The sequence below is a fragment of the Pseudomonas sp. BAY1663 genome, from assembly GCF_000582595.1.
GTDB classification, from domain to species: Bacteria; Pseudomonadota; Gammaproteobacteria; order Pseudomonadales; family Pseudomonadaceae; genus Stutzerimonas; species Stutzerimonas stutzeri_AF.
This window is the reverse complement of the sequence record NZ_AZSV01000034.1, coordinates 1-21,198: the sequence shown is the minus strand read 5'-3', so window position 1 is coordinate 21,198 and position 21,198 is coordinate 1. Positions and strand designations below refer to the sequence as shown.

The 21,198-nt window shown below is 67.5% G+C and carries 16 protein-coding genes and 6 pseudogenes; 15 read left to right on the top strand and 7 right to left on the bottom strand.

What is annotated here, in order from left to right:
* Nucleotides 1-121 precede the first annotated feature (121 nt).
* Nucleotides 122-1,099 carry a quinone oxidoreductase gene (locus tag BAY1663_RS11660; RefSeq protein WP_037040860.1) on the top strand — a complete coding sequence of 326 codons (978 nt, stop codon included), beginning with the start codon at nt 122-124 and terminating at the stop codon, nt 1,097-1,099.
* 227 nt (nt 1,100-1,326) lie between these two features.
* Here BAY1663_RS11660 and BAY1663_RS11655 read toward each other — a convergent pair whose 3' ends face one another.
* The 3 genes and pseudogenes from BAY1663_RS11655 to BAY1663_RS11645 all read right to left on the bottom strand — a co-directional run bounded on the left by BAY1663_RS11655 (nt 1,327) and on the right by BAY1663_RS11645 (nt 4,260).
* Entirely contained in the window at nt 1,327-1,884 is a 558-nt protein-coding gene (locus BAY1663_RS11655) for an L-threonylcarbamoyladenylate synthase (protein WP_037040859.1), read from the bottom strand.
* 165 nt (nt 1,885-2,049) lie between these two features.
* Nucleotides 2,050-3,145 (bottom strand): annotated as a pseudogene (dprA, locus tag BAY1663_RS11650) (DNA-processing protein DprA).
* A 91-nt stretch (nt 3,146-3,236) separates the two neighbouring features.
* Nucleotides 3,237-4,260 (bottom strand): annotated as a pseudogene (locus BAY1663_RS11645) (LysM peptidoglycan-binding domain-containing protein).
* 148 nt (nt 4,261-4,408) lie between these two features.
* On the opposite strand from BAY1663_RS11645, the pseudogene def reads away from it, so the two are divergent.
* The 9 genes and pseudogenes from def to BAY1663_RS11600 all read left to right on the top strand — a co-directional run bounded on the left by def (nt 4,409) and on the right by BAY1663_RS11600 (nt 12,600).
* Nucleotides 4,409-4,914: pseudogene (gene def, locus BAY1663_RS11640) on the top strand (peptide deformylase).
* A gap of 58 nt (nt 4,915-4,972) precedes the next feature.
* Entirely contained in the window at nt 4,973-5,905 is a 933-nt protein-coding gene (gene fmt, locus BAY1663_RS11635) for a methionyl-tRNA formyltransferase (RefSeq protein ID WP_037040857.1), read from the top strand.
* Nucleotides 5,902-7,224 (top strand): 16S rRNA (cytosine(967)-C(5))-methyltransferase RsmB, encoded by a 1,323-nt coding sequence (gene rsmB / locus BAY1663_RS11630; RefSeq protein ID WP_037040855.1) that lies wholly within the window; start codon nt 5,902-5,904, stop codon nt 7,222-7,224. The genes fmt and rsmB overlap by 4 nt, the downstream gene beginning before the upstream one ends.
* 74 nt (nt 7,225-7,298) lie before the next feature.
* Nucleotides 7,299-8,671, top strand: a pseudogene (gene trkA, locus BAY1663_RS11625) (Trk system potassium transporter TrkA).
* Between the two features lie 374 nt (nt 8,672-9,045).
* Nucleotides 9,046-9,903: an ectoine/hydroxyectoine ABC transporter substrate-binding protein EhuB gene (ehuB, locus tag BAY1663_RS11620; protein WP_037040853.1), complete on the top strand. Its 858-nt coding sequence runs from the start codon at nt 9,046-9,048 to the stop codon at nt 9,901-9,903.
* A 119-nt stretch (nt 9,904-10,022) separates the two neighbouring features.
* Nucleotides 10,023-10,682, top strand: coding sequence for an ectoine/hydroxyectoine ABC transporter permease subunit EhuC (gene ehuC, locus BAY1663_RS11615; protein ID WP_037040851.1), 660 nt, complete (start codon nt 10,023-10,025; stop codon nt 10,680-10,682).
* Nucleotides 10,679-11,338, top strand: coding sequence for an ectoine/hydroxyectoine ABC transporter permease subunit EhuD (gene ehuD / locus BAY1663_RS11610; protein ID WP_037040848.1), 660 nt, complete (start codon nt 10,679-10,681; stop codon nt 11,336-11,338). The genes ehuC and ehuD overlap by 4 nt, the downstream gene beginning before the upstream one ends.
* Complete coding sequence (ehuA, locus tag BAY1663_RS11605) at nt 11,335-12,171, top strand: ectoine/hydroxyectoine ABC transporter ATP-binding protein EhuA (RefSeq protein WP_037040846.1); 837 nt, start codon at nt 11,335-11,337, stop codon at nt 12,169-12,171. The genes ehuD and ehuA overlap by 4 nt, the downstream gene beginning before the upstream one ends.
* Before the next feature lie 111 nt (nt 12,172-12,282).
* Nucleotides 12,283-12,600: a tetratricopeptide repeat protein gene (locus BAY1663_RS11600; protein ID WP_037040843.1), complete on the top strand. Its 318-nt coding sequence runs from the start codon at nt 12,283-12,285 to the stop codon at nt 12,598-12,600.
* Between the two features lie 18 nt (nt 12,601-12,618).
* On the opposite strand, the gene BAY1663_RS11595 is transcribed toward BAY1663_RS11600, so the two are convergent.
* The 3 genes from BAY1663_RS11595 to BAY1663_RS11585 all read right to left on the bottom strand — a co-directional run bounded on the left by BAY1663_RS11595 (nt 12,619) and on the right by BAY1663_RS11585 (nt 14,596).
* Nucleotides 12,619-12,885, bottom strand: a complete 267-nt coding sequence (locus BAY1663_RS11595; RefSeq protein ID WP_037040941.1) for a PilZ domain-containing protein — start codon at nt 12,883-12,885, stop codon at nt 12,619-12,621.
* Between the two features lie 95 nt (nt 12,886-12,980).
* Complete coding sequence (locus tag BAY1663_RS11590; RefSeq protein WP_037040840.1) at nt 12,981-13,868, bottom strand: lysophospholipid acyltransferase; 888 nt, start codon at nt 13,866-13,868, stop codon at nt 12,981-12,983.
* 173 nt (nt 13,869-14,041) lie between these two features.
* Nucleotides 14,042-14,596, bottom strand: a complete 555-nt coding sequence (locus BAY1663_RS11585) for a DNA-3-methyladenine glycosylase I (RefSeq protein WP_037040837.1) — start codon at nt 14,594-14,596, stop codon at nt 14,042-14,044.
* 107 nt (nt 14,597-14,703) lie between these two features.
* On the opposite strand from BAY1663_RS11585, the gene glyQ reads away from it, so the two are divergent.
* The 5 genes and pseudogenes from glyQ (at nt 14,704) to BAY1663_RS11560 (ending at nt 20,417) form a co-directional block, all read left to right on the top strand.
* A complete protein-coding gene (gene glyQ / locus BAY1663_RS11580) occupies nt 14,704-15,651 on the top strand; it encodes a glycine--tRNA ligase subunit alpha (protein WP_003284253.1) in 948 nt (315 codons plus the stop codon).
* Nucleotides 15,648-17,702, top strand: coding sequence for a glycine--tRNA ligase subunit beta (glyS, locus tag BAY1663_RS11575; RefSeq protein WP_037040835.1), 2,055 nt, complete (start codon nt 15,648-15,650; stop codon nt 17,700-17,702). The genes glyQ and glyS overlap by 4 nt, the downstream gene beginning before the upstream one ends.
* A 4-nt stretch (nt 17,703-17,706) precedes the next feature.
* A pseudogene (gene gmhB, locus BAY1663_RS11570) lies at nt 17,707-18,248 on the top strand (D-glycero-beta-D-manno-heptose 1,7-bisphosphate 7-phosphatase).
* Nucleotides 18,245-18,990, top strand: a pseudogene (locus tag BAY1663_RS11565) (lysophospholipid acyltransferase family protein). The pseudogenes gmhB and BAY1663_RS11565 overlap by 4 nt, the downstream one beginning before the upstream one ends.
* Before the next feature lie 50 nt (nt 18,991-19,040).
* Nucleotides 19,041-20,417 carry a GGDEF domain-containing protein gene (locus tag BAY1663_RS11560; protein ID WP_037040832.1) on the top strand — a complete coding sequence of 459 codons (1,377 nt, stop codon included), beginning with the start codon at nt 19,041-19,043 and terminating at the stop codon, nt 20,415-20,417.
* Nucleotides 20,418-20,825: 408 nt separating this feature from the next.
* On the opposite strand, the gene BAY1663_RS11555 is transcribed toward BAY1663_RS11560, so the two are convergent.
* A partial coding sequence (locus BAY1663_RS11555) for an FAD-dependent oxidoreductase (protein WP_037040830.1) occupies nt 20,826-21,198 on the bottom strand: 373 nt, incomplete at its 5' end.

Genomic DNA, 21,198 nt, shown 5'->3' with positions numbered 1-21,198 from the left:
GAAAGGGTAGCGGCCGCTTCCACGGCCCGATAGCCGGCCAAGCATAGCACCTGGTCGATTGACGAACTCGATCGCGGCAGGTTGGATAGAAGCCTTTTCCCCCGGCAACCAGGAGTCAGACATGTCCAAGCGCATCCAATTCAGCCAGCACGGTGGTCCCGAAGTCCTGGAGCAGGTCGAGGTCACGCTCAGCGAACCGGGCGCCGGCGAGGTACGCGTGCGCAACCATGCCATTGGCCTGAATTTCATCGACACCTATTTCCGCGACGGCCTCTATGCGCCGCCGAGCCTGCCCTCGGGGCTGGGCATGGAGGGTGCCGGGGTGGTCGAGGCGGTAGGCGAGGGCGTCAGCGGCTTTCGTCCCGGCGACCGGGTCGGCTATGGCACCGGGCCGCTGGGCGCCTATGGCGAGCACCATACGTTGCCGGCGCGGCATCTGGTCAAGCTGCCGGAGTCGATCAGCTTCGAGCAGGCCGCCGCAGTGATGCTCAAGGGCCTGACCTGCCAGTACCTGCTGCGCCAGATCCATCCGCTGCAGGCCGGCGAAACCATCCTCTTCCATGCCGCCGCCGGTGGGGTCGGCTCGATTGCCTGCCAGTGGGCCCGCGCCCTCGGCGCGCGGCTGATCGGCGTGGTCGGCTCGGCGGAAAAGGCCGCGCGGGCCAAGGCGCTCGGCGCCTGGGCAACCATCGACCGCAGCCACGAGGACGTGGTGCAGCGCGTACTGGAACTCACCGACGGCAAGAAGTGCCCGGTGGTCTACGACTCGGTGGGCAAGGACACCTGGGACGTCTCGCTGGACTGCGTGGCGCCGCGCGGGCTGCTGGTCAGCTTCGGCAACGCCTCCGGCGCGGTCAGCGGCGTGAACCTCGGCGTGCTGGCGCAAAAAGGCTCGCTGTTCGTCACCCGGCCGACCCTCGCCGGCTATGCCGACACCCCGGAGCGCCTGCAGGCGATGGCGGACGAGCTGTTCGCGATGATCGCCAGCGGCCAGATCCAGGTCGAGATCGGCCAGCGCTTTCCGCTCGCCGAGGCCGCCGCTGCCCAGCGCAAGCTGGCCGGGCGGGAAACCACCGGTTCGACCGTGCTGGTGCCGTAGGTTTCGGGCTTCATGCCTTTGGCAGGCCTGCGGCCTGCAATCGCCGCAAGGACGCGCCCCACAAGGGATTCGGAGTGCATCGGCTGTTTTTGGTGGGAGGCCCGACCCCGGGGCGATGCTTTTCAAGCTTCAGGCGAATCGAGGTGCGGGCCTGCGCGCGCCCCGTCAGGCAGCTTTGCGCTTTTCCTTACCGCCTGGGGCCTGAAGCCTGCCGCCGATTTTTACGCTCACGCCGGCCGAATGATCTCGCCGCTGCGCAAGTCGCGGATGAGGCTGGGGTTGCGCCGCCCGCCCAGCGGGCCGTTGAGCACGGCATCCAGCTGCTGCGGGAAGTACTGCTCCACGCGCAGTCGCGAACGCGCCGCCGGGCGCCCGGCGGGGTTGGCCGAAGTGGACACCAGCGGCCCGGTCAATGCGCAGAGGCGGGCGACCAGCGGGTGATCGCTGACCCGCAGGGCCACGCTGTCGTGACGCCCGGTGATCCACTCGGGCAGCCGGTCGCGATGGGGTACCAGCCAGGTATTCGGGCCCGGCCAGCTGCCGGCCAGCCGGTCGAGCCAGCGCTCGGGCAGGTCGTCCAGCAGGAACTCGAACTGTTCGATATGGCCGGCGACCAGGATCAGCCCTTTCTCCACCGGTCGCTCCTTCAGCGCCAGCAGGCGCAGCACCGCCTCTTCCGCCCAGGGATCGCAGCCCAGACCCCAGACCGCTTCGGTCGGATAGGCAATCACGCCACCGGCCCGGACCACCCGGGCGACCTGCTGCACACGCCAACTGCCGATCATGCCGACCTCTGCTCGATAAATGGCGGCAGTGTACCCAAGCCGTCCAGCACGCGCAGGGGTTGAATGGCGGCGGGTTGAGGAGCACGGCGGCGAAGCCCGGCTTACGCCGTGGTTATGAGCCGGGCTCCGTGTTGGGCTTCGCTCAACCCAACCTACGGCGCTGCATCAACGCAGTGCCCGGGCCGACCACAGGCCGTTGTCGCAAACCACCTGTCCCTCGATTTCCAGCTCGGTGAGTTCGGCCAGCACCTGCGCCAGCGGGCGATCGAGCGCCAGGGCCAGCGCCTCGCTGCTCAGCGACGCGGCCAGTAGCTCGCGCAACAGCGGATGCCCGGCCTGCACATCCGCCGCCGCGGCCGCCGGCCCCGGAGCCAGCCGCTGCCAGCCACGCAGCCCTCGAGCACGTCCTCGACCGACTCCACCAGCGCCGCGCCCTGGCGGATCAGTTGGTGGCAGCCGCGCGCGCCGGATGGTGGATCGAGCCGGGAATCGCATAGACCTCGCGGCCCTGCTCGGCCGCAGCCGCGCGGTGATCAGCGAGCCGCTGGAGGGGCTCGCCTCGACCACCAGCACGCCGAGCGACAAACCGCTGATGATGCGGTTGCGTCGCGGAAAGTTGCTCGCCTGCGGGGCGCAATCCAGCGGCAGTTCCGAGACCAGCGCGCCCCCTGCTCGACGATCTGCTGCGCCAGCCGTGCATGACGCTGCGGATACAGCCGTTCGAGCCCGGTGCCCAGCACCGCGACGGTCCGGCCGCCGGCGTCCAGGGCACCCTGGTGGGCCGCGCCGTCGATGCCCAGCGCCAGGCCGCTGGTGATGACGAACCCTGCGCCGGCCAGGCTGCGGGCGAAGGCCCGTGCATTGTCCAAGCCGTTGCGCGAGGCACGGCGGCTGCCGACCATCGCCAGCTGCGGTCGCTCGAGCAGGCCCGGGGCACCGGCGACGAACAGCAACGGCGGGGCGTCCGGCAGTTCGGCCAGCAGGGCGGGGTAGGCCGGATCGTCCCAGCTCAGCAGGTGATGGTCGGGCTGCTCCAGCCAGAGCAGGGCGGCGCCGGCCCGTTCACGGATTTCGGCACTGCGCCGCGGTTCGGCACAGCTGGGCGGCAACCCAGCGAGCGCCAGGCGCTGGCCGGCGCGCTCAGCGCGGACGCGGCATCGGGGAAGGCGCGGAGCAACGTGTGCAGGCGTCGCGGCCCGAGGTCGGGCAGCAGGTGCAGGCGCAGCCGGGCTTCGAGCTCGGCGGGGGAAACGGCAGGCATGGGCGAGCACTCCTTGTCTCGTCGCACCGCATCCGTGCGGTGGTTTTCTCAGGCCAGGTGAAACAGGCCCCGCATCGGCGGGGCCTCGTCCTTACGGATTGCGAACCTTGTCCTTCACCGCCAGCGAGCGGGTCGCCTGCAGCACCAGGCCATAGCTGAGCTTGTCGTAGGTGCGGAACACCATCAGCAGCCCGGAGCGCTCGTCCGGGATCTTGACGTTCTCGCCGGTCACGCGGTCGCGCACGGTCTCGCCGGTCTTGTAGACCGCCAGCACGTTGCCGTCCTGCAGGCCGTCACGCGCACCCTTGTTCAGCGTGACCACGTCGAACTGGCCGATCTGGGTGACGCCACGCGGCACGTCGAGGATTACCCCCTCGATTTCCTCGGCCGGGGCGCTGGGCATGAAGGTGGAGTTGACCGCACGCTCCTCGCTGGGGAACAGGCGATCGCCGATACGCGCTTCCTGGGTGGTGCGGGTCAGCTGCATGGTGGCGATGTCGCCTTCGACCTCGGCGATCTCCACGGTGCCGACATCGTCGGCATTGATGCCGAGGAATTCGCCGGTCTCCGGATCGACGTAGGTCTTGCCCTGGCGGAAGATGCCGTAGGCCGGCAGGTGTTCGTTGAAGTCGCCACGCCCATAGATGCGGTCGCCGGCGCCACTGATCACCCGTTCGGCATTGCCGGCGACGATGTAGGGCGCGCCCTCGAACTGCTCGGCGGTGTCGATGATGCGGTTGCTCAGCAGGAAGCTGTTGATCGCCTCCAGCGGGATGGTCGGGATGGCTTCGGCCATCGGCGTGGTGCGCACGGTGGGCGACAGCTTGATGGTGCCACGCGAGGCACCGCGGTCGAGCACCAGCCGCGGCTGGCCGTCGATGTAGACGAGGTTGAGCGAGTCGCCGGTAGATCAGGTGAGGATTCTCGATCTGTGGGTTGGCGTGCCACAGTTCAGGCCACTTCCAGGGCTCGCGCAGGAAGCGTCCGGAAATGTCCCAGAGGGTGTCGCCCTTCACCACGGTATACCGCTCCGGATGGTTGTCCTTGAGCTGCACCGCGGCCTGGGCGATACCGCCGACAGCCACCAGCAGCAGGGCGAGTAGTGATTTCCTCATGTGGTGAATCCCTTTATTATGTGCCTTCACGTAAAGCGCCCTAGCGCCGCGGAACCCTTGTGGAACGCGGCATTAAGCCGTTTTCCAAGCTGCTCGGCATCTTAGCAGCGGCTTTTGACTTTATTCCATAAGTGCATCACAAACGCATATGGCCATTCTGAACATCCTTGAGTTTCCCGATCCGCGGCTGCGCACCATCGCCAAGCCGGTGGACGTGGTCGATGACGGCATCCGTCAGCTGGTCGACGACATGTTCGAAACCATGTACGACGCCCCCGGCATCGGTCTGGCCGCGACCCAGGTCAATGTGCACAAGCGCGTGGTGGTGATGGATCTGTCCGAGGACAAGTCCGAGCCGCGGGTCTTCATCAACCCGAGTTCGAACCACTGACCGAGGAGATGGAGCAGTACCAGGAAGGCTGCCTGTCGGTACCCGGTTTCTACGAGAACGTCGAGCGCCCGCAGAAGGTCAGGGTCAAGGCGCTGGACCGCGACGGCCAGCCCTACGAGCTGATCGCCGAAGGCCTGCTGGCGGTGTGCATCCAGCACGAGTGCGACCACCTCAACGGCAAGCTGTTCGTCGACTACCTGTCCAACCTCAAGCGTGACCGGATCAAGAAGAAGCTGGAAAAGATCCACCGCCAGCAGGCTTGAGCCCCGAATCTCCGAAGGCTTGCGACAGCAAGCCTTTTTTATTGACGAGTCTTCCCCCATGCGCATCGTTTTCGCCGGCACCCCGGAATTCGCCGCCCGGCATCTGCAGGCCCTGCTCGATGCGGGCCAGTCGGTCATCGCTGTCTACACCCAGCCGGACCGCCCGGCCGGACGCGGGCAGAAGCTGATGCCCAGCCCGGTCAAGCAGCTCGCCCTGCAGCATGGCATTGCCGTCTACCAGCCGCAGACGCTGCGCGATCCGGCGGCACAGGCGGAACTGGCAGGCCTGCAGGCCGAGCTGATGGTGGTGGTCGCCTACGGCCTGATCCTGCCGCAGGCGGTGCTCGACCTGCCGCGCCTGGGCTGTATCAACAGCCATGCCTCGCTGCTGCCGCGCTGGCGCGGCGCCGCACCGATCCAGCGGGCGGTCGAGGCCGGCGACGGCGAGTCCGGCGTCACCGTGATGCAGATGGAAGCGGGGCTGGACACCGGCCCGATGCTGCTCAAGGTGAGCACGCCGATCACTGCCAGCGATACCGGCGGCACGCTGCATGACCGCCTCGCCGAACTGGGTGCGCAAGCCGTGGTACAGGCGGTGGATGCCCTGGCCGCCGGCACGCTGACGCCCGAGGTCCAGGACGACGCGCTCGCCACCTACGCGCACAAGCTGAACAAGGACGAGGCGCGCATCGACTGGGCGCGCCCGGCCGTCGAGCTGGAGCGGCTGATCCGCGCCTTCCATCCCTGGCCGATCTGCCACAGTACGCTCGCCGGCGAGGCGCTGAAGATCCATGGCGCGCGCCTCGGCGCAGGGTGGGGCGAGCCCGGCCTGATTCTCGCCGCCGGCAAGGAAGGGCTGTCCGTCGCCTGCGGCGAGGGCGCGCTGCTGCTGACCCGCCTGCAACTGCCCGGCGGCAAGCCGCTGGCCTTCGCCGACCTGTACAACAGCCGCCGCGAGCAATTCGCCCCCGGCCAGGTGCTCGGCCAATGAATCCGCGCCTGGCGGCGGCCCGCGCACTCGCCGTGGTGCTCTCCGGCAAGGCGTCGCTGGGCAGCAGCCTGCCCGAGGTGCTGGGCAAGGTCGAGCCGCGCGACCGCGGCCTGACCCAGGAACTGGCCTTCGGCACCGCGCGCTGGCAGCCGCGTCTGGCCGGGCTGGCGGCGAAGCTGCTGCAGAAGCCGTTCAAGGCCGCCGACCGCGACGTCGAGGCGCTGCTGCTGGTCGGCCTCTACCAGCTGTTGCATACCCGCATTCCCGCCCATGCCGCCATCGGCGAGACCGTCGGCTGCGTCGACCGGCTGAAGAAACCCTGGGCCAAGGGCCTGCTCAACGCCGTGCTGCGCCGTGCCCAGCGCGAAGGCGAGGCGCTGCTGGCCGAGCTGGAACACGACCCGGTGATCCGCGTGGCGCATCCGCGCTGGCTGCAGAAGGCGCTCAAGGCGCACTGGCCGGAGCATTGGGAAGCCATCTGCGCGGCCAACAACGCGCACCCGCCGATGATGCTGCGGGTCAACCGCCGCCACGCCAGTCGCGACGCCTACCTGGCCGAGCTGCAGGCCGCCGGCATCGAGGCCTTCGCCTGCGCATTCAGCGAAGACGGCATCCGCCTGGCCACTCCCTGCGACGTGCAGCAGTTGCCCGGCTTTGCCGAAGGGCGGGTCAGCGTGCAGGACGAGGCCGCCCAGCTGGCCGCCGCGCTGCTCGAGCTGGCGCCGGGCCAGCGCGTGCTCGATGCCTGCTGCGCGCCGGGCGGCAAGACCTGCCATCTGCTCGAGCGCGAGCCGCAGCTGGCCAGGCTGATCGCCCTCGACCTCGAGCCCAAGCGCCTGGCGCGGGTGCGGGAAAATCTCGAGCGGCTGCAGCTCGATGCCGAACTGGTCGCCGCCGATGCCCGCGCCACCGCGCAGTGGTGGGACGGCCAGCCGTTCCAGCGCATCCTGCTCGATGCACCCTGTTCGGCCACCGGCGTGATCCGCCGCCATCCGGACATCAAGCTGACCCGCCAGGCCGAGGACATTGCGCCACTGGCCGCGCTGCAGGGCGAGATGCTCGATGCGCTGTGGCCGACCCTGGAGGTCGGCGGCGTGCTGCTGTACGCCACCTGCTCGGTGCTGCCGACCGAGAATCGCGAGGTGATCGGCGCCTTCCTCGAGCGCACTCCGGGTGCCCGCGAGCTGGACCTGCCGGGCGGCTTCGGCCTGGCGCAGCCCCATGGTCGCCAGTTGCTGCCGCAGATGGACGGCCACGACGGCTTCTACTATGCCAAGCTGATCAAGATCGCAGCGCAACCGCGCGAGCGGCATTCGTAAGCTGAACCCGGGCGCAGTCCGCCCGGGCCCAACATGGAAGCGGCGGCAATCGCCCATCTTTCAGGAGTGATCGCGTGAAGATCATTATTCTCGGGGCCGGCCAGGTCGGCGGCACCCTCGCCGAGCACCTCGCCAGCGAGGCCAACGACATCACCGTGGTGGATACCGACGGCGACCGCCTGCGCGATCTCGGCGACCGCCTGGACATCCGCACCGTCCAGGGCCGCGGTTCCTTCCCGCCCGTGCTGCGCCAGGCCGGCGCGGACGACGCCGACATGCTGGTGGCGGTGACCAACAGCGACGAGACCAACATGGTCGCCTGCCAGGTGGCCTATACCCTGTTCCATACCCCGACCAAGATCGCCCGCGTGCGCGAGTCGGCCTACCTGGTACGCTCCGGTCTGTTCGCCAACGAGGCGATCCCGGTGGACGTGCTGATCAGCCCGGAGCAGGTGGTCACCAACTACATCAAGCGCCTGATCCAGCATCCCGGCTCGCTGCAGGTGATCGACTTCGCCGACGGCAAGGCCCAGCTGGTCGCGGTACGCGCCTACTACGGCGGGCCGCTGGTGGGCCAGGAACTGCGCCAGATCCGTCGCCACATGCCCAACGTCGATACCCGCGTGGCGGCGATCTTCCGCCGCAACCACGCGATCCTGCCGCAGGGCGACACGGTCATCGAGGCCGACGACGAGGTGTTCTTCATCGCCGCCCGCGGCCACATCCGCGCGGTGATGAGCGAGATGCGCCGGCTCGACGAGAACTACAAGCGCATCGTCATCGCCGGCGGCGGGCACATCGGCGAGCGCCTGGCCGAAGCATCGAGAGCCGCTACCAGGTCAAGATCATCGAGATGAACCCGGCGCGCTGCCGCTACCTCTCCGACACCCTGGACAGCACCATCATCCTCCAGGGCAGCGCCTCGGACCGCGACCTGCTGGTGGAGGAGAACATCAACGAGGCGGACGTGTTCCTCGCCCTGACCAACGACGACGAGGCCAACATCATGTCCTCGCTGCTGGCCAAACGGCTGGGGGCGCGCAAGGTCATGTGCATCATCAACAACCCGGCCTACGTCGACCTGGTGCAGGGCGGCGAGATCGATATCGCCATCAGCCCGCAGCTGGCCACCATCGGTACCCTGCTGACCCACGTGCGCCGCGGCGACATCGTCAGCGCCCACTCGCTGCGGCGCGGCGCGGCCGAGGCCATCGAGGTCATCGCCCACGGCGATCCGCGCTCGAGCAAGGTGGTCGGGCGCGCCATCGAGCAGATCGCTCTGCCGCCGGGCACCACCATCGGCGCGGTGATCCGCGACGAACAGGTGCTGATCGCCCACGACGACACGGTGATCGAATCCGGCGACCACGTGATTCTCTTCCTCGTCGACAAGAAGCACATCCGCGATGTCGAGCGGTTGTTCCAGGCCGGCCTGACGTTCTTCTGACCCCACGCCGCAACCTGCCCGAACGACCCGCCCCGGCGGGTCGTTTCGTTTTATCAATCGTCGGCACCCGCTGGCCTGCCCGGATCGCTGCAGCGCCCGGCTCATCGCGCTTCGGCAGGATCAATCGCTATCGCATCCATTCGTCTCAGATCCCCTCCGATTTCCATTTTATGCCCAGCTTTTGTACCCTCCGCCTGCATCGGCGCGGATTGCCGCTGATTGGCAGATCGATTGATAAAGGCTATCGCAGCTCGAATCGGGAACCCCTGCCGCGGCATACCGCCCCTGTTCAACCCACCCGAATGCGCGAAATCCCCTCCTAAAACACAACGATCCGATTCCTCGGGTCTCTACAAGGAACAGGAGAATCTCCCATGAGGAACATCACCATCCCGACACCCACCCGCCGGCTGCTGATCGGCTGCGCCGCCCTGGCCAGCATCGGCTTCGGCAGCCTGACCCAGGCCGATACCCTGGAAAGCATCAAAGACAGCAGCAGCGTGCGCATCGGCTACGCCAACGAAACCCCCTTCGCCTACACCGCGCTCGACGGCACGGTGACCGGCGAATCGCCGGAGATCGTGCGCAAGGTCTTCGAGCGTCTGCAGATCGACACCATCAAGCCGGTGCTGACCGAATGGGGCTCGCTGATCCCCGGCCTGCGCGCCGGGCGCTTCGACCTGATCGCCGCCGGCATGTACATCACCCCCGAGCGCTGCAAGCAGGTGCTGTTCACCGACCCGCACTACCGTCTGCTCGACACCCTGCTGGTGGCCGAAGGCAACCCGAAGAAGCTGCGCAGCTATGAAGACATCGCCGGCAACCCGGATATCAAGCTGGCGATCATGTCCGGCACGGTGAACCTGGGCTATGCGCGTCAGGCCGGCATCAAGGATTCGCAGATCGTCCAGGTGCCGGACACCACCTCGCAGCTGCAGGCGGTGCGCAGCGGGCGTGCCGATGCCGCCATCGGCACCCAGCTGACCATGCGCGGCCTGGCCGCGAAGGCCGGCAACGACGTCGAGGCCATTGCCGACTTCCAGGACGACCCGGCCCGTGCCGGCTATGGCGCACTGGCGTTCCGCCCCGAGGACCGGGCGCTGCGCGATGCGGTCAATGCCGAACTCAAGCAGTGGCTGGGCAGCGACGAGCACCTGCAGACCGTCGAACCGTTCGGCTTCGACCGCTCGAACCTGACCGACAAGACCGCGGCCGAACTCTGCGGCTCCTGAAGCACCCCGGGCGGCCCGTCGGCGTTGCCGGCCGGTCGACCCGGCAGTGAACGCTGACCAAGGCTGTGCCGCCGCTCGCGCAGCCTCGGTCAGCGCTCCGGCAACCGGATAGCGCCAACATGACCGAACTACTCCCCCTCTTGCTGCAGGGCGCCTGGGTGACCGTCAAGGTGACCTTCTTCGGCTCCCTGCTGGCCATCGCCTGCGCGCTGACCGCCGCGCTGGCGAGGCTGCCGCCGCTCGCGCCGCTGCGCTGGCTGGCCATCGGCTACATCGAAGTCTTTCGCGGTTCCTCGCTCCTGGTGCAGCTGTTCTGGCTGTATTTCGTGCTGCCGATGCCACCGTTCAATCTCGAGCTGAGCGCCTTCGCCGTCGCCGTGCTCGGCCTCGGCCTGAACATCGGCGCCTATGGCGCCGAGGTACTGCGCGGCGCCATCCGCTCGGTACACCAGGGCCAGCACGAGGCCTGCCAGGCACTGAACATGACGCCGGCTACCCGCCTGCGCCGGATCATCCTGCCGCAGGCGTTGCTGGCGGCGATCCCGCCGGGCACCAACCTGCTGATCGAGCTGCTGAAGAACACCTCGCTGGTGTCGCTGATCACGCTCTCCGACCTGGCCTTCCGCGCCCGCCAGCTGGACCAGGCGACGCTGATGACGCTGGAAATCTTCGGCCTGGCGCTGCTCGTCTACTTCGTCCTCGCCCAGACGATCAACTTCGCCATGCGCCGGCTGGAACGCCATCTGGCGCGCGGCCGGATGCGCGGAGGGCTGTCATGAACCTGTTCGACTGGCAGTTCGCCGGCGAGATCCTGCCGCGCCTGCTCGACGCCTCGCTGACCACCCTCGGCATCGCCCTGGGCGGCTTCGCCATCGCCGTGGTGCTCGGCCTGTTCCTCGCCATCGGCCGGCGCAGCCGCCAGCGCTGGCTGGCCTGGCCGGTCGGCGGGCTGATCGAGTTCATCCGCAGCACGCCGCTGCTGATCCAGGTGTATTTCCTCTTCTACGTGCTGCCCAACTACGGCCTCAACCTCACGGCCCTGCAGGCCGGGGTCATCGGCATCGCGCTGCATTACGGCTGCTACACCGCCGAGGTCTACCGCGCCGGGCTGGACGCGGTGCCGCGCGCGCAGTGGGAGGCGGTCACCGCATTGAACATGCGGCCCTGGACCGCCTACCGCGACGTGATCCTGCCGCAGGCCCTGCGCCCGGTGCTGCCGGCGCTGGGCAACTACCTGATCTCGATTCTCAAGGACACGCCGGTGCTCTCGGCGATCACCGTGGTGGAAATCATGCAGCGGGCCAAGAACATCGGCTCGGAAAGCTTCCGCTACCTGGAACCGATCACCCTGGTCGGCCTGTTCTTCCTCATCCTCAGCCTCGGCCTCGCCTGGTGCGTACGCCGCCTGGAAAACCGCATGGAGCCCGCCCGATGAATACGCCAGTGCAACCTGACGGAACCCTGAGCCCGACGCTCGGCCCGGAGCAGCCGGAGCGCCCCATGGTGCGTTTCGCCGGGGTGACCAAGCGCTACGGCGAGCTCACCGTGCTCGACGGCCTCGACCTCGACGTGCAGGAGGGCGAGAAGGTGGCCATCATCGGCCCCAGCGGCTCGGGCAAGTCCACCCTGCTGCGGGTACTGATGACGCTGGAGGAAATCGACGAAGGCGTGATCGAGGTCGACGGCGAGCCGCTGACGCACATGCTCGATGCCAGCGGCCAGCTGGTGCGCGCCAATCCCCGCCACCTGCGGCGGATACGCGGCAAGGTCGGCATGGTGTTCCAGAGCTTCAACCTGTTCCCGCACATGAATGCCCTGCAGAACGTCATGGAAGCGCCGGTGCAGGTGCTCGGGCTGACCAAAGCCGAGGCCCGCCAGCGCGCCGAAGAGCTGCTGGCGATGGTCGGCCTGGAAGACAAGCTGGAGCATTTTCCCGCGCAGCTCTCCGGCGGCCAGCAGCAGCGCGTGGCCATCGCCCGGGCGCTGGCCATGCGGCCGAAGGTGATGCTGTTCGACGAGGTGACCTCGGCGCTGGACCCGGAGCTGTGCGGCGAGGTGCTGAACGTCATCCGCCGGCTCGGCGAGGCGCACAACCTGACCATGCTGATGGTCACCCACCAGATGGGCTTCGCCCGCGAATTCGCCGATCGCGTGTGCTTCTTCCATCAGGGCCGCATCCATGAACAGGGCACGCCGGACGAGCTGTTCAACCAGCCGCGCGAAGAACGCACCCGGGAGTTCCTCAGCGCGGTCAACGAGGCGCATTGAAGCGTCTGGCAGATCGTCGCGACCGCGCACTAGGCTAAAGACTAACGGCAACTCCACCCGGCTTTGCTTAACTTGAAGCCAATGGCCCGAAGGCCGCCGAAGGGGCATGACATGCTCGAATCCCTGGAAAAGATGCTCTCGCAAGGCATGGACAACCCCATGCTGCGTTTCGGCCTGGGCAAGGGTTACCTCGATGCCGGCGAGCCGGGCAGGGCGGCGCAGCACCTGCGCCGCTGCGTCGAACTCGATCCGAAATACACGGCCGCCTGGAAACTGCTGGGCAAGGCGCTGCAGGCCGATGGCGACAAGCAGGGCGCCCACCAGGCCTGGGAGCGGGGCATCGCGGCGGCGATCGCCCATGGCGACCGGCAGGCGGAAAAGGAAATGAACGTGTTCCTGCGCCGGCTCGACCGGCTTACCCCGGACTGAAACCCGGCCCGGCGACCGTCAATCGTCGCGCAGGAACTGCAGGCCGACGCCTTCGGCATCCACCCGCATCACCACCATCCGCAGCTCCGGCGCCGGGATCGGCAGGTCCTGCACCTGGCCGGTCACCACGGCCCCCGGTTGCAGCACCAGCAACTGTGGATGCCGGACATACACGCCGCCATCGGAGAGGTCGCGGGTATGGGCGAAGACCTCGCCGAAAGCGGGATGGGTGATGCGGATCCGGCACTTGATGCTGGTCCTGGTGTGCTGTCGCTGATTGCGCATGGGGCCATCCTTGTTGTCGTTGTTCTTCGCCTTCCCCACAGCCCCTAGGGTCTGTTGCCGTTTCGTCGCGAGCCGCGTTGCTGCGGCAACAGACCCTAGTACCAGCGCTTCTCGCCAGGCGGGCGTTTCTTGAAGCGCTTCATGGTCCACATGTACTGGCTCGGATAGGCGCGCACGTACTTCTCGATCGTCGCGCTCATGGCCGCCACCGCGGTTTCGCTATCGTCGCTGTACATCCCCTCGGGCGCCGCCTCGAGAATCACCTTGAAGCCCGAACCGTCCTCCAGGCGCAAGGCATGGAGGAACACACCGACCGCCTTGCCGCCGGTGAGCATGCCCGGGACGAACTTGCTGGTCAGCGCCTGAATGGCGAAGAACGGTACGAACAGACCGCTGCCTTCGCTCGGCTCGGGGTCGGCGGGGATCCCCACCGCGCCACCGCGGCGCACTTCCTTGATGACACTGAGGATGCCCTCGCGGGTCGACGGCGCGACGCGGTTGCCCAGCTGCACACGCTGCTGCTGCAGCAGGTCGTCCACCGCCTTCAGCTTGGGCGGCCGGTAGAAGATGATCGGCTTGCACTGCGCGCAGTAGAAATGATTGAGCACTTCCCAGTTGCCCAGGTGGCTGGTGATGCCGACCACGCCCTTGCCCGAGGCCAGCGCCTGCTCCAGCACCTCCAGCCCCTCGACCTGGCGGATCAGCCGCAGGGTCTTGTCCGCCGGCCAGATCCAGGCGCAGGCGCTTTCGGTGAAGGTCTTGCCGGTTTCGCGCAGGGTACGGGCGAGCAGGGCATCCAGCTCCGCGGCGTCCAGTTCGGGAAAGCACTTGTGCAGGTTGATCCGCGCCACCTCGCGCGAGCGGTTCGGCAGCTTCCACATCAGCCAGCCGATCGCCGAACCGAGGCCCTGCACCATGCGCCAGGGCAGGCGGGCGAACAGTCGCAGCGAGCCAACCACCAGAGCGCCCTTGAGTTTTTCCACGGACAGACTCCAACACTCGAAAAGGCGTCAAGTGTAACGATCGCGCCGCGTGCAGTCAGTAAAGGCGCGGCCGCTGCCTGTGCTGCAGGTCGCGTTCACAGGCTTCGACAGCGAAACCCGCGTCGGGGTGGCAGGCGAGGAAGTCTCCGGCATGCGGCCGCTGGGCGATGAGATCATGGCGTCTTCAGTTGCGCATGGCGGTCGCAATCGAGGGTGTGGTCCATGACCATCCCGCAGGCCTGCATGTAGGCGTAGCAGATGGTCGGCCCGACGAAGCTGAAGCCGGCCTTCTTCAGTGCGCGGCTCATGGCCTCGGCCTCGGGCGTGACCGCCGGCACCTGGTCGATGCGTTCGAAGCAATTGATCTTCGGCTGGCCCTCGACGAAGGACCAGAGCAGCTCCACCGGATTCTCCAGCTGCAACCAGGCGCGGGCATTGCTGCGCGCGGCCTCCAGCTTGCGCCGGTTGCGGATGATGCCGGGGTCCTGCATCAGCGCCTCGATCTCCTCGTCGGAGAGGCGCGCCAGGCGCTCGGCATCGAAGCCGAACAGCACCTGCCGGTAGCGTTCGCGCTTGCGCAGCACGGTGATCCAGGAAAGCCCCGCCTGGAAGGCTTCGAGCAGGAGGAATTCGAACAGCACCTGCGGGTCGCGGGTCGGCACGCCCCACTCGCGATCGTGGTAGTCGATGTACAGCGGGTCCGTGCCGCACCAGGCGCAACGTGGCATGTGGTCTCCTTGCGCAGGGCTCGTCCGATGGCCGAAACCATCGCAAGCGCAGCCATGCGGGGGGTATACTTCGAGGCTTTCTGTCGAAGCCCAGCACAGGTGAAATTTTGAGCCAGACTACGCCTGCCGTGCGCACCTTCCAAGACCTGATCCTCGCCCTGCAAAGCTACTGGGCCGAGCAGGGCTGCGTGGTCCTGCAGCCCTATGACATGGAAATGGGCGCCGGTACCTTCCACACCGCCACCTTCCTGCGCGCCATCGGTCCCGAGACCTGGAACGCCGCCTACGTCCAGCCCTCGCGGCGTCCGGCCGACGGCCGCTACGGCGAGAACCCCAACCGCCTGCAGCACTACTACCAGTTCCAGGTGGTACTCAAGCCCAACCCGGACAACATCCAGGACCTGTACCTGGAGTCGCTGCGCCGCATCGGCGTCGACACCTCGGTGCACGACGTACGCTTCGTCGAGGACAACTGGGAGTCGCCGACCCTCGGCGCCTGGGGCCTGGGCTGGGAAGTCTGGCTCAACGGCATGGAAGTCACCCAGTTCACCTACTTCCAGCAGGTCGGCGGCGTCGAGTGCTACCCGGTCACCGGCGAGATCACCTACGGCCTCGAGCGCCTGGCCATGTACCTGCAGGGTGTCGACTCGGTGTACGACCTGATCTGGGCCGACGGTCCGTTCGGCACCGTGACCTATGGCGATGTGTTCCACCAGAACGAGGTGGAGCAGTCGACCTACAACTTCGAGCACGCCAACGTGCCGAAGCTGTTCGAACTCTTCGATTTCTACGAGAGCGAAGCCAACCGGCTGATGGCCGCCGAACTGCCGCTGCCGGCCTACGAGATGGTGGTCAAGGCCTCGCACACCTTCAACCTGCTCGATGCCCGTCGCGCCATTTCGGTCACCGCGCGCCAGCAATACATCCTGCGCGTGCGCAGCCTGGCCCGTTCGATCGCCCAGAGCTACCTGCTGGCCCGCGCCAAACTCGGCTTCCCCATGGCCACCCCCGAACTGCGTGACGAAGTGCTGGCCAAGCTGGAGGCTGCAGAATGAGTGCACTGGATTTCCTCGTCGAACTGGGTACCGAAGAACTGCCACCGAAGGCGCTCGCCAAGCTGGCCGAAGCCTTCTGCGCCGGTATCGAGAAGGGCCTGAAGGACGCCGGCCTGGGCTTCGTCAAGGCCCGCGCCTACGCCGCGCCACGGCGCCTGGCGGTACTGGTCGAGCAGCTGGCGACCCAGCAGCCGGACCGCAGCATCAACCTCGACGGCCCGCCGCTGCAGGCCGCCTTCGATGCCGACGGCGAGCCGACCCAGGCCGCCCTGGGCTTCGCCCGCAAGTGCGGCGTCGATCTCGCCGAAATCGACCGCAGCGGGCCGAAGCTCAAGTTCAGCCGCACCATCGAAGGCCAGCCCGCCGCCCAGCTGCTGCCGGCCATCGTCGAGGCTTCGCTGAACGACCTGCCGATTCCCAAGCGCATGCGCTGGGCCGCACGCAAGGACGAGTTCGTCCGTCCGACCCAGTGGCTGGTGATGCTCTTCGGCGAGCAGGTGATCGATTGCGAGATCCTCGCCCAGCGCGCCGGCCGCGAATCCCGCGGCCATCGCTTCCACAGCCCGGGCCAGGTGCGCATCTCCAAGCCCGCGAGCTACCTGGAAGACCTGCGCGCCGCCTATGTCATCGCCGACTTCGCCGAGCGCCGCGCGCTAATCGCCCAGCGCGTCGAGCAGCTGGCCGGCGAGCAGAACGGTACGGCCATCGTGCCGCCGGCGCTGCTCGATGAGGTCACCGCGCTGGTGGAGTGGCCGGTGCCGCTGGTCTGCTCGTTCGAAGAACGCTTCCTCGAGGTGCCGCAGGAAGCGCTGATCGCCACCATGCAGGACAACCAGAAGTATTTCTGCCTGGTCGACGCCGACGGCAAGCTGCTGCCGCGCTTCATCACCGTGGCCAACATCGAATCGAAGGACCCGGCGCAGATCGTCGCCGGCAACGAGAAGGTGGTGCGCCCGCGCCTGACCGACGCCGAGTTCTTCTTCAAGCAGGACAAGAAGCAGCCGCTGGAACGCTTCAACGATCGTCTGAAGAACGTGGTGTTCCAGGCCCAGCTCGGCAGCGTGTTCGACAAGGCCGAGCGCGTCTCGCGCCTGGCCGGGCTGATCGCCGAACGCACCGGCGGCGACAGGCAGCGTGCGGCGCGCGCCGGCCTGCTGTGCAAGGCCGACCTGGCCACCGAGATGGTTGGCGAATTCCCCGAGATGCAGGGCATCGCCGGCTACTACTACGCGCTCAACGACGGCGAGCCGCAGGACGTGGCGCTGGCGCTGAACGAGCAGTACATGCCGCGCGGGGCCGGTGGCGAGCTGCCGAGCACCCTGACCGGCGCCGCGGTGGCGGTGGCGGACAAGCTCGACACCCTGGTCGGCATCTTCGGCATCGGCATGCTGCCGACCGGCTCCAAGGACCCCTACGCGCTGCGCCGCGCCGCCCTCGGCGTGCTGCGCATCCTCATCGAGAAGCAGCTGGACCTGGACCTGGTCGAGGCGGTGAACGTCGCCATCGGCCAGTTCGGCAGCCAGGTGAAGAGCGCCGGGCTCGCCGAGCAGGTGCTGGAGTTCATCTTCGACCGCCTGCGTGCGCGCTACGAGGACGAGGGCGTCGACGTCGCCGCCTACCTCTCGGTGCGTGCCGTGCAGCCCGGTTCGGCGCTGGACTTCGACCAGCGCGTGCAGGCCGTGCAGGCCTTCCGCACGCTGCCGGAAGCCGAGGCGCTGGCCGCCGCCAACAAGCGCGTCTCCAACCTGCTCGGCAAGTTCGAAGCCGGGCTGCCGGAGGCCGTGGAGCCGCGCTGGTTCGACAACGCCACCGAGTTCTCGCTGTACTCGGCGATCCAGCAGGCCGAGCAGGCCGTGCAGCCGCTCGCCGCGGCACGCCAGTACCGCGAGGCACTGGAGCGCCTGGCGCACCTGCGCGGCCCGGTGGATGCCTTCTTCGAGGCGGTGCTGGTGAATGCCGAGGATGCCTCGGTGCGCGCCAACCGTTATGCCTTGCTGGCCCGGTTGAGAGGACTGTTCCTTGGCGTTGCCGATATTTCCGCACTTGGCTAAGCCGGTGAAGCTGATCGTGCTGGACCGCGACGGGGTGATCAACGAGGACTCCGACGCGTACGTCAAGTCGGTGGACGAGTGGATCCCCATCCCGGGCTCGCTGGAGGCCATCGCGCGGCTGTGCAAGGCCGGCTGGACGGTGGCGGTGGCCACCAACCAGTCCGGCGTGGCGCGCGGCAAGTTCGATGCGAGCACCCTCGGCGACATGCATTTCAAGATGCAGCAACTGGTGATGGAGCAGGGCGGGCGCATCGACCTGATCGTGCACTGCCCGCACGGCCCGGATGACGGCTGCGAGTGCCGCAAGCCCAAGCCGGGGATGTACCGCAGCATCGCCGAGCACTTCGGCCTGGCGGACCTCAAGGGCGTCCCGGTGGTCGGCGACAGCATCGTGACCTGCATGCCGGCATGCTGCTCGGCGGCGTGCCCTACCTGGTCAGGACCGGCAAGGGCCTGCGGACGCTGGAAGGCGCGCTGCCGCCGGGCACGCAGGTCTTCGATGACCTGGCCGCCGTTGTCGATCATCTACTCGAGAGTTCTCGATGAGCCTGCTGCCCCTGCGCATCGCGCTGTTCTATTTCCTGCTGGCGTTCACCGCTTTCGCCTGGTGCCTGGTCAGCCTGGTCTGTGCACCGTTCATGGGCTTCCGCGCGCGCTACCGCTTCGTGGTGCAGAACTGGTGCCGCTGCGCCGTCTGGCTGGCCAGGACCCTGGTCGGCCTGCGCTATGAAGTGCATGGCGCGGAAAACATCCCGGCGCGTCCCTGCGTGATCCTGGCCAAGCACCAGAGCACCTGGGAAACCTTCTTCCTCTCGGCGTATTTCGAGCCGCTGACCCAGGTGCTCAAGCGCGAGCTGCTGCGCGTTCCCTTCTTCGGCTGGGCGATCATGCTGCTCAAGCCCATCGCCATCGATCGCGACAATCCCAAGGCAGCCCTGCGCCAGGTCGCCAAGCAGGGCCATGAGCGGCTGGAGCAGGGCGCTGGGTGCTGATCTTCCCGGAAGGCACCCGGGTACCGGTCGGCCAGCCGGCCAAGTTCTCGCGCAGCGGCGCAGCGCTGGCGATCAATGCCAACCTGCCGGTACTGCCGATCGCCCACAACGCCGGCATGTTCTGGCCCAAGGCCGGTTGGGGCAAGCGCCCGGGCACCATCCAGGTGGTCATCGGCCCGGCCATGCACGGCGAAAGCGGGAGCCCGCGCGCCATCGCCGAGCTCAACCAGCGCGCCGAGGATTGGGTGAACGCCCAGGTGCAGCAGCTCGAAGCCCAGGGCCGTCCGGGCGATTGACCTTTTTCCACGGCGCGACACGGAAGTCTGCCCCTCCACACGAGTCTCGTATGCAGCAGATTCCCAACCATCAGCTGGTCGCCGAATGGCTGCGCCTGCTGGACGAATACCCCGCCGAGGCCGCCGCCGCCCTGCACGCCGCAGCGGAAGAAAGCAGCGCCGAACTGGCGCGCTACTTCTACGAGCAGATGCTGGCCGACCCGCACTCGGCCAGCTTCCTGTCCCATGAACAGGTGAAGAACCGCCTCGGCCAGTCCATGCAGAACTGGATCATGACGATCTTTTCCGCCACCGCGCACAGCGACCTGGATGCCGTCGTCGACCTGCAGCGCAAGATCGGCGAGATCCATGCCCGGATCGAGATTCCGGTCAGCCTGGTGCTGCGCGGAGCCCGCTCGCTCAAGGGACGCCTGCGCCAGCTGCTGGAGCAGCGCGGCCTGGACGAGCCGGTGCGGCGCAAGGCGGCGCGGATGGGCGCGGACATCATCGACCTGGCGGTGGAGATCATCTGCTTCGCCTTCTCCCAGTCGCATGATCGCAACTCGCGGGCCGAGGAGGCCTACCGGCTGTTCTCGGTATCGCAGAACATCGGGGCCGAGAAGGAGCGCCAGCGCGCCGCGCTGCTAGACTGGGAAAACCAGCTGATGTTCGACCTGGCCGTCGGCAACACCGGCGGCATGCTGCCGCAACTGGCCGGCTCGGAGTTCGGCCTGTGGTTCCGCCACAAGGCCTCGCATGCCTTCCAGGGCTCGCCGGAAAGCGCCAGCATTCTCGACTACATCGAGCAGATCGACCGGGGCCTGACCGGCCTCGCGACGCAGGCGCCCGGCAGCAGCGGCCACCTGCCGGCGCTGCACCAGATCCGCGAGCATACCCGCTCGATCAAGTTCCTCCTCGACAGCCTGTTCGAGCAGGCCAACGACCTCGAGGCCGGTCGCGACGTGCTGACGCGCCTGCTCAACCGCAAGTTCCTGCCGGTGGTGATGGGCAAGGAAGTGCTCTACAGCCGCCAGTCCGGCAACACCTTCGGCGTGCTGATCATCGATGTCGATCACTTCAAGAAGATCAACGACGGCCATGGCCACGACGGCGGCGACCTGATCCTGCAGCAGGTCGCCACGCTGCTCGCCGCCAACACCCGGGGCGGCGACTATGCGTTCCGCCTCGGCGGCGAGGAGTTTCTCCTGGTGCTGGTGGACATCGACGCCGACAAGGCCCTGCGCGCCGCAGAGAAGCTGCGCGAGCGCATCGCCAGGGAACGCTTCCGCCTGCCGCTGGGCGGCGAATTGAGCGTGACGGTGAGCATCGGCATGGCGGTACACGATGGCCATCCCGACTACGAGCGCCTGCTGCAGCGCGCCGACCAGGCGCTCTACCAGGCGAAGAACGCCGGGCGCAATTGCTGCGTGCTCAGCAAGCCGGAGTGAGCGCTGGAGAGTCTACGGCAGGGCAGGGCGCGTGGCCTGAGCAAGGCTTGGACTGGCTCTTGTAGGTTGGGTTGAGCAACGCGAAGCCCAACGAGCGGAGCATCAAGCAATGCTTCGCTACGCTCGGCCTCTTGTGACGACGTCGCTTCGCTATGCGTTGGGCTTCGCCGCTATGCACCTCAACCCAACCTACGCGCTTGCCTCCATGCAGCAGACGCGGCTTGGGCTGGCTCCTGTAGGTTGGGTTGAGCAACGCGAAGCCCAACGAGCGGAACATCAAGCAACGCGCCGCTGATGCGCCGGAGCGCGTCCTACGGCCGCGCCTTTGGGCGCCCTCACGGTGAACGAAAAAAGGGAGCAGACTCGCATCCGCTCCCTTTCCAGGGGGTGCCGCTTCAGCAGCTGGCCTCAGGCCGGCGCCGACGTCCGGATCAGGTGATCGAAGGCGCTCAGCGAGGCCTTGGCTCCTTCGCCCATGGCGATGACGATCTGCTTGTACGGCACCGTGGTCACGTCGCCCGCGGCGAATACCCCGGGGAGGCTGGTCTGGCCCTTGGCGTCGACGATGATTTCGCCGTACGGGCTCAGTTCCACGCTGCCCTTGAGCCAGTCGCTGTTGGGTAGCAGGCCGATCTGCACGAAGATGCCTTCCAGTGCCACGCTGTGCATTTCATCCGTGGCGCGGTCCTTGTAGAGCAGGCCGGTGACTTTCTGCCCGTCGCCCTGGACTTCGGTGGTCTGCGCCATTTTCAGGATGGTGACGTTGGGCAGGCTCTGCAGT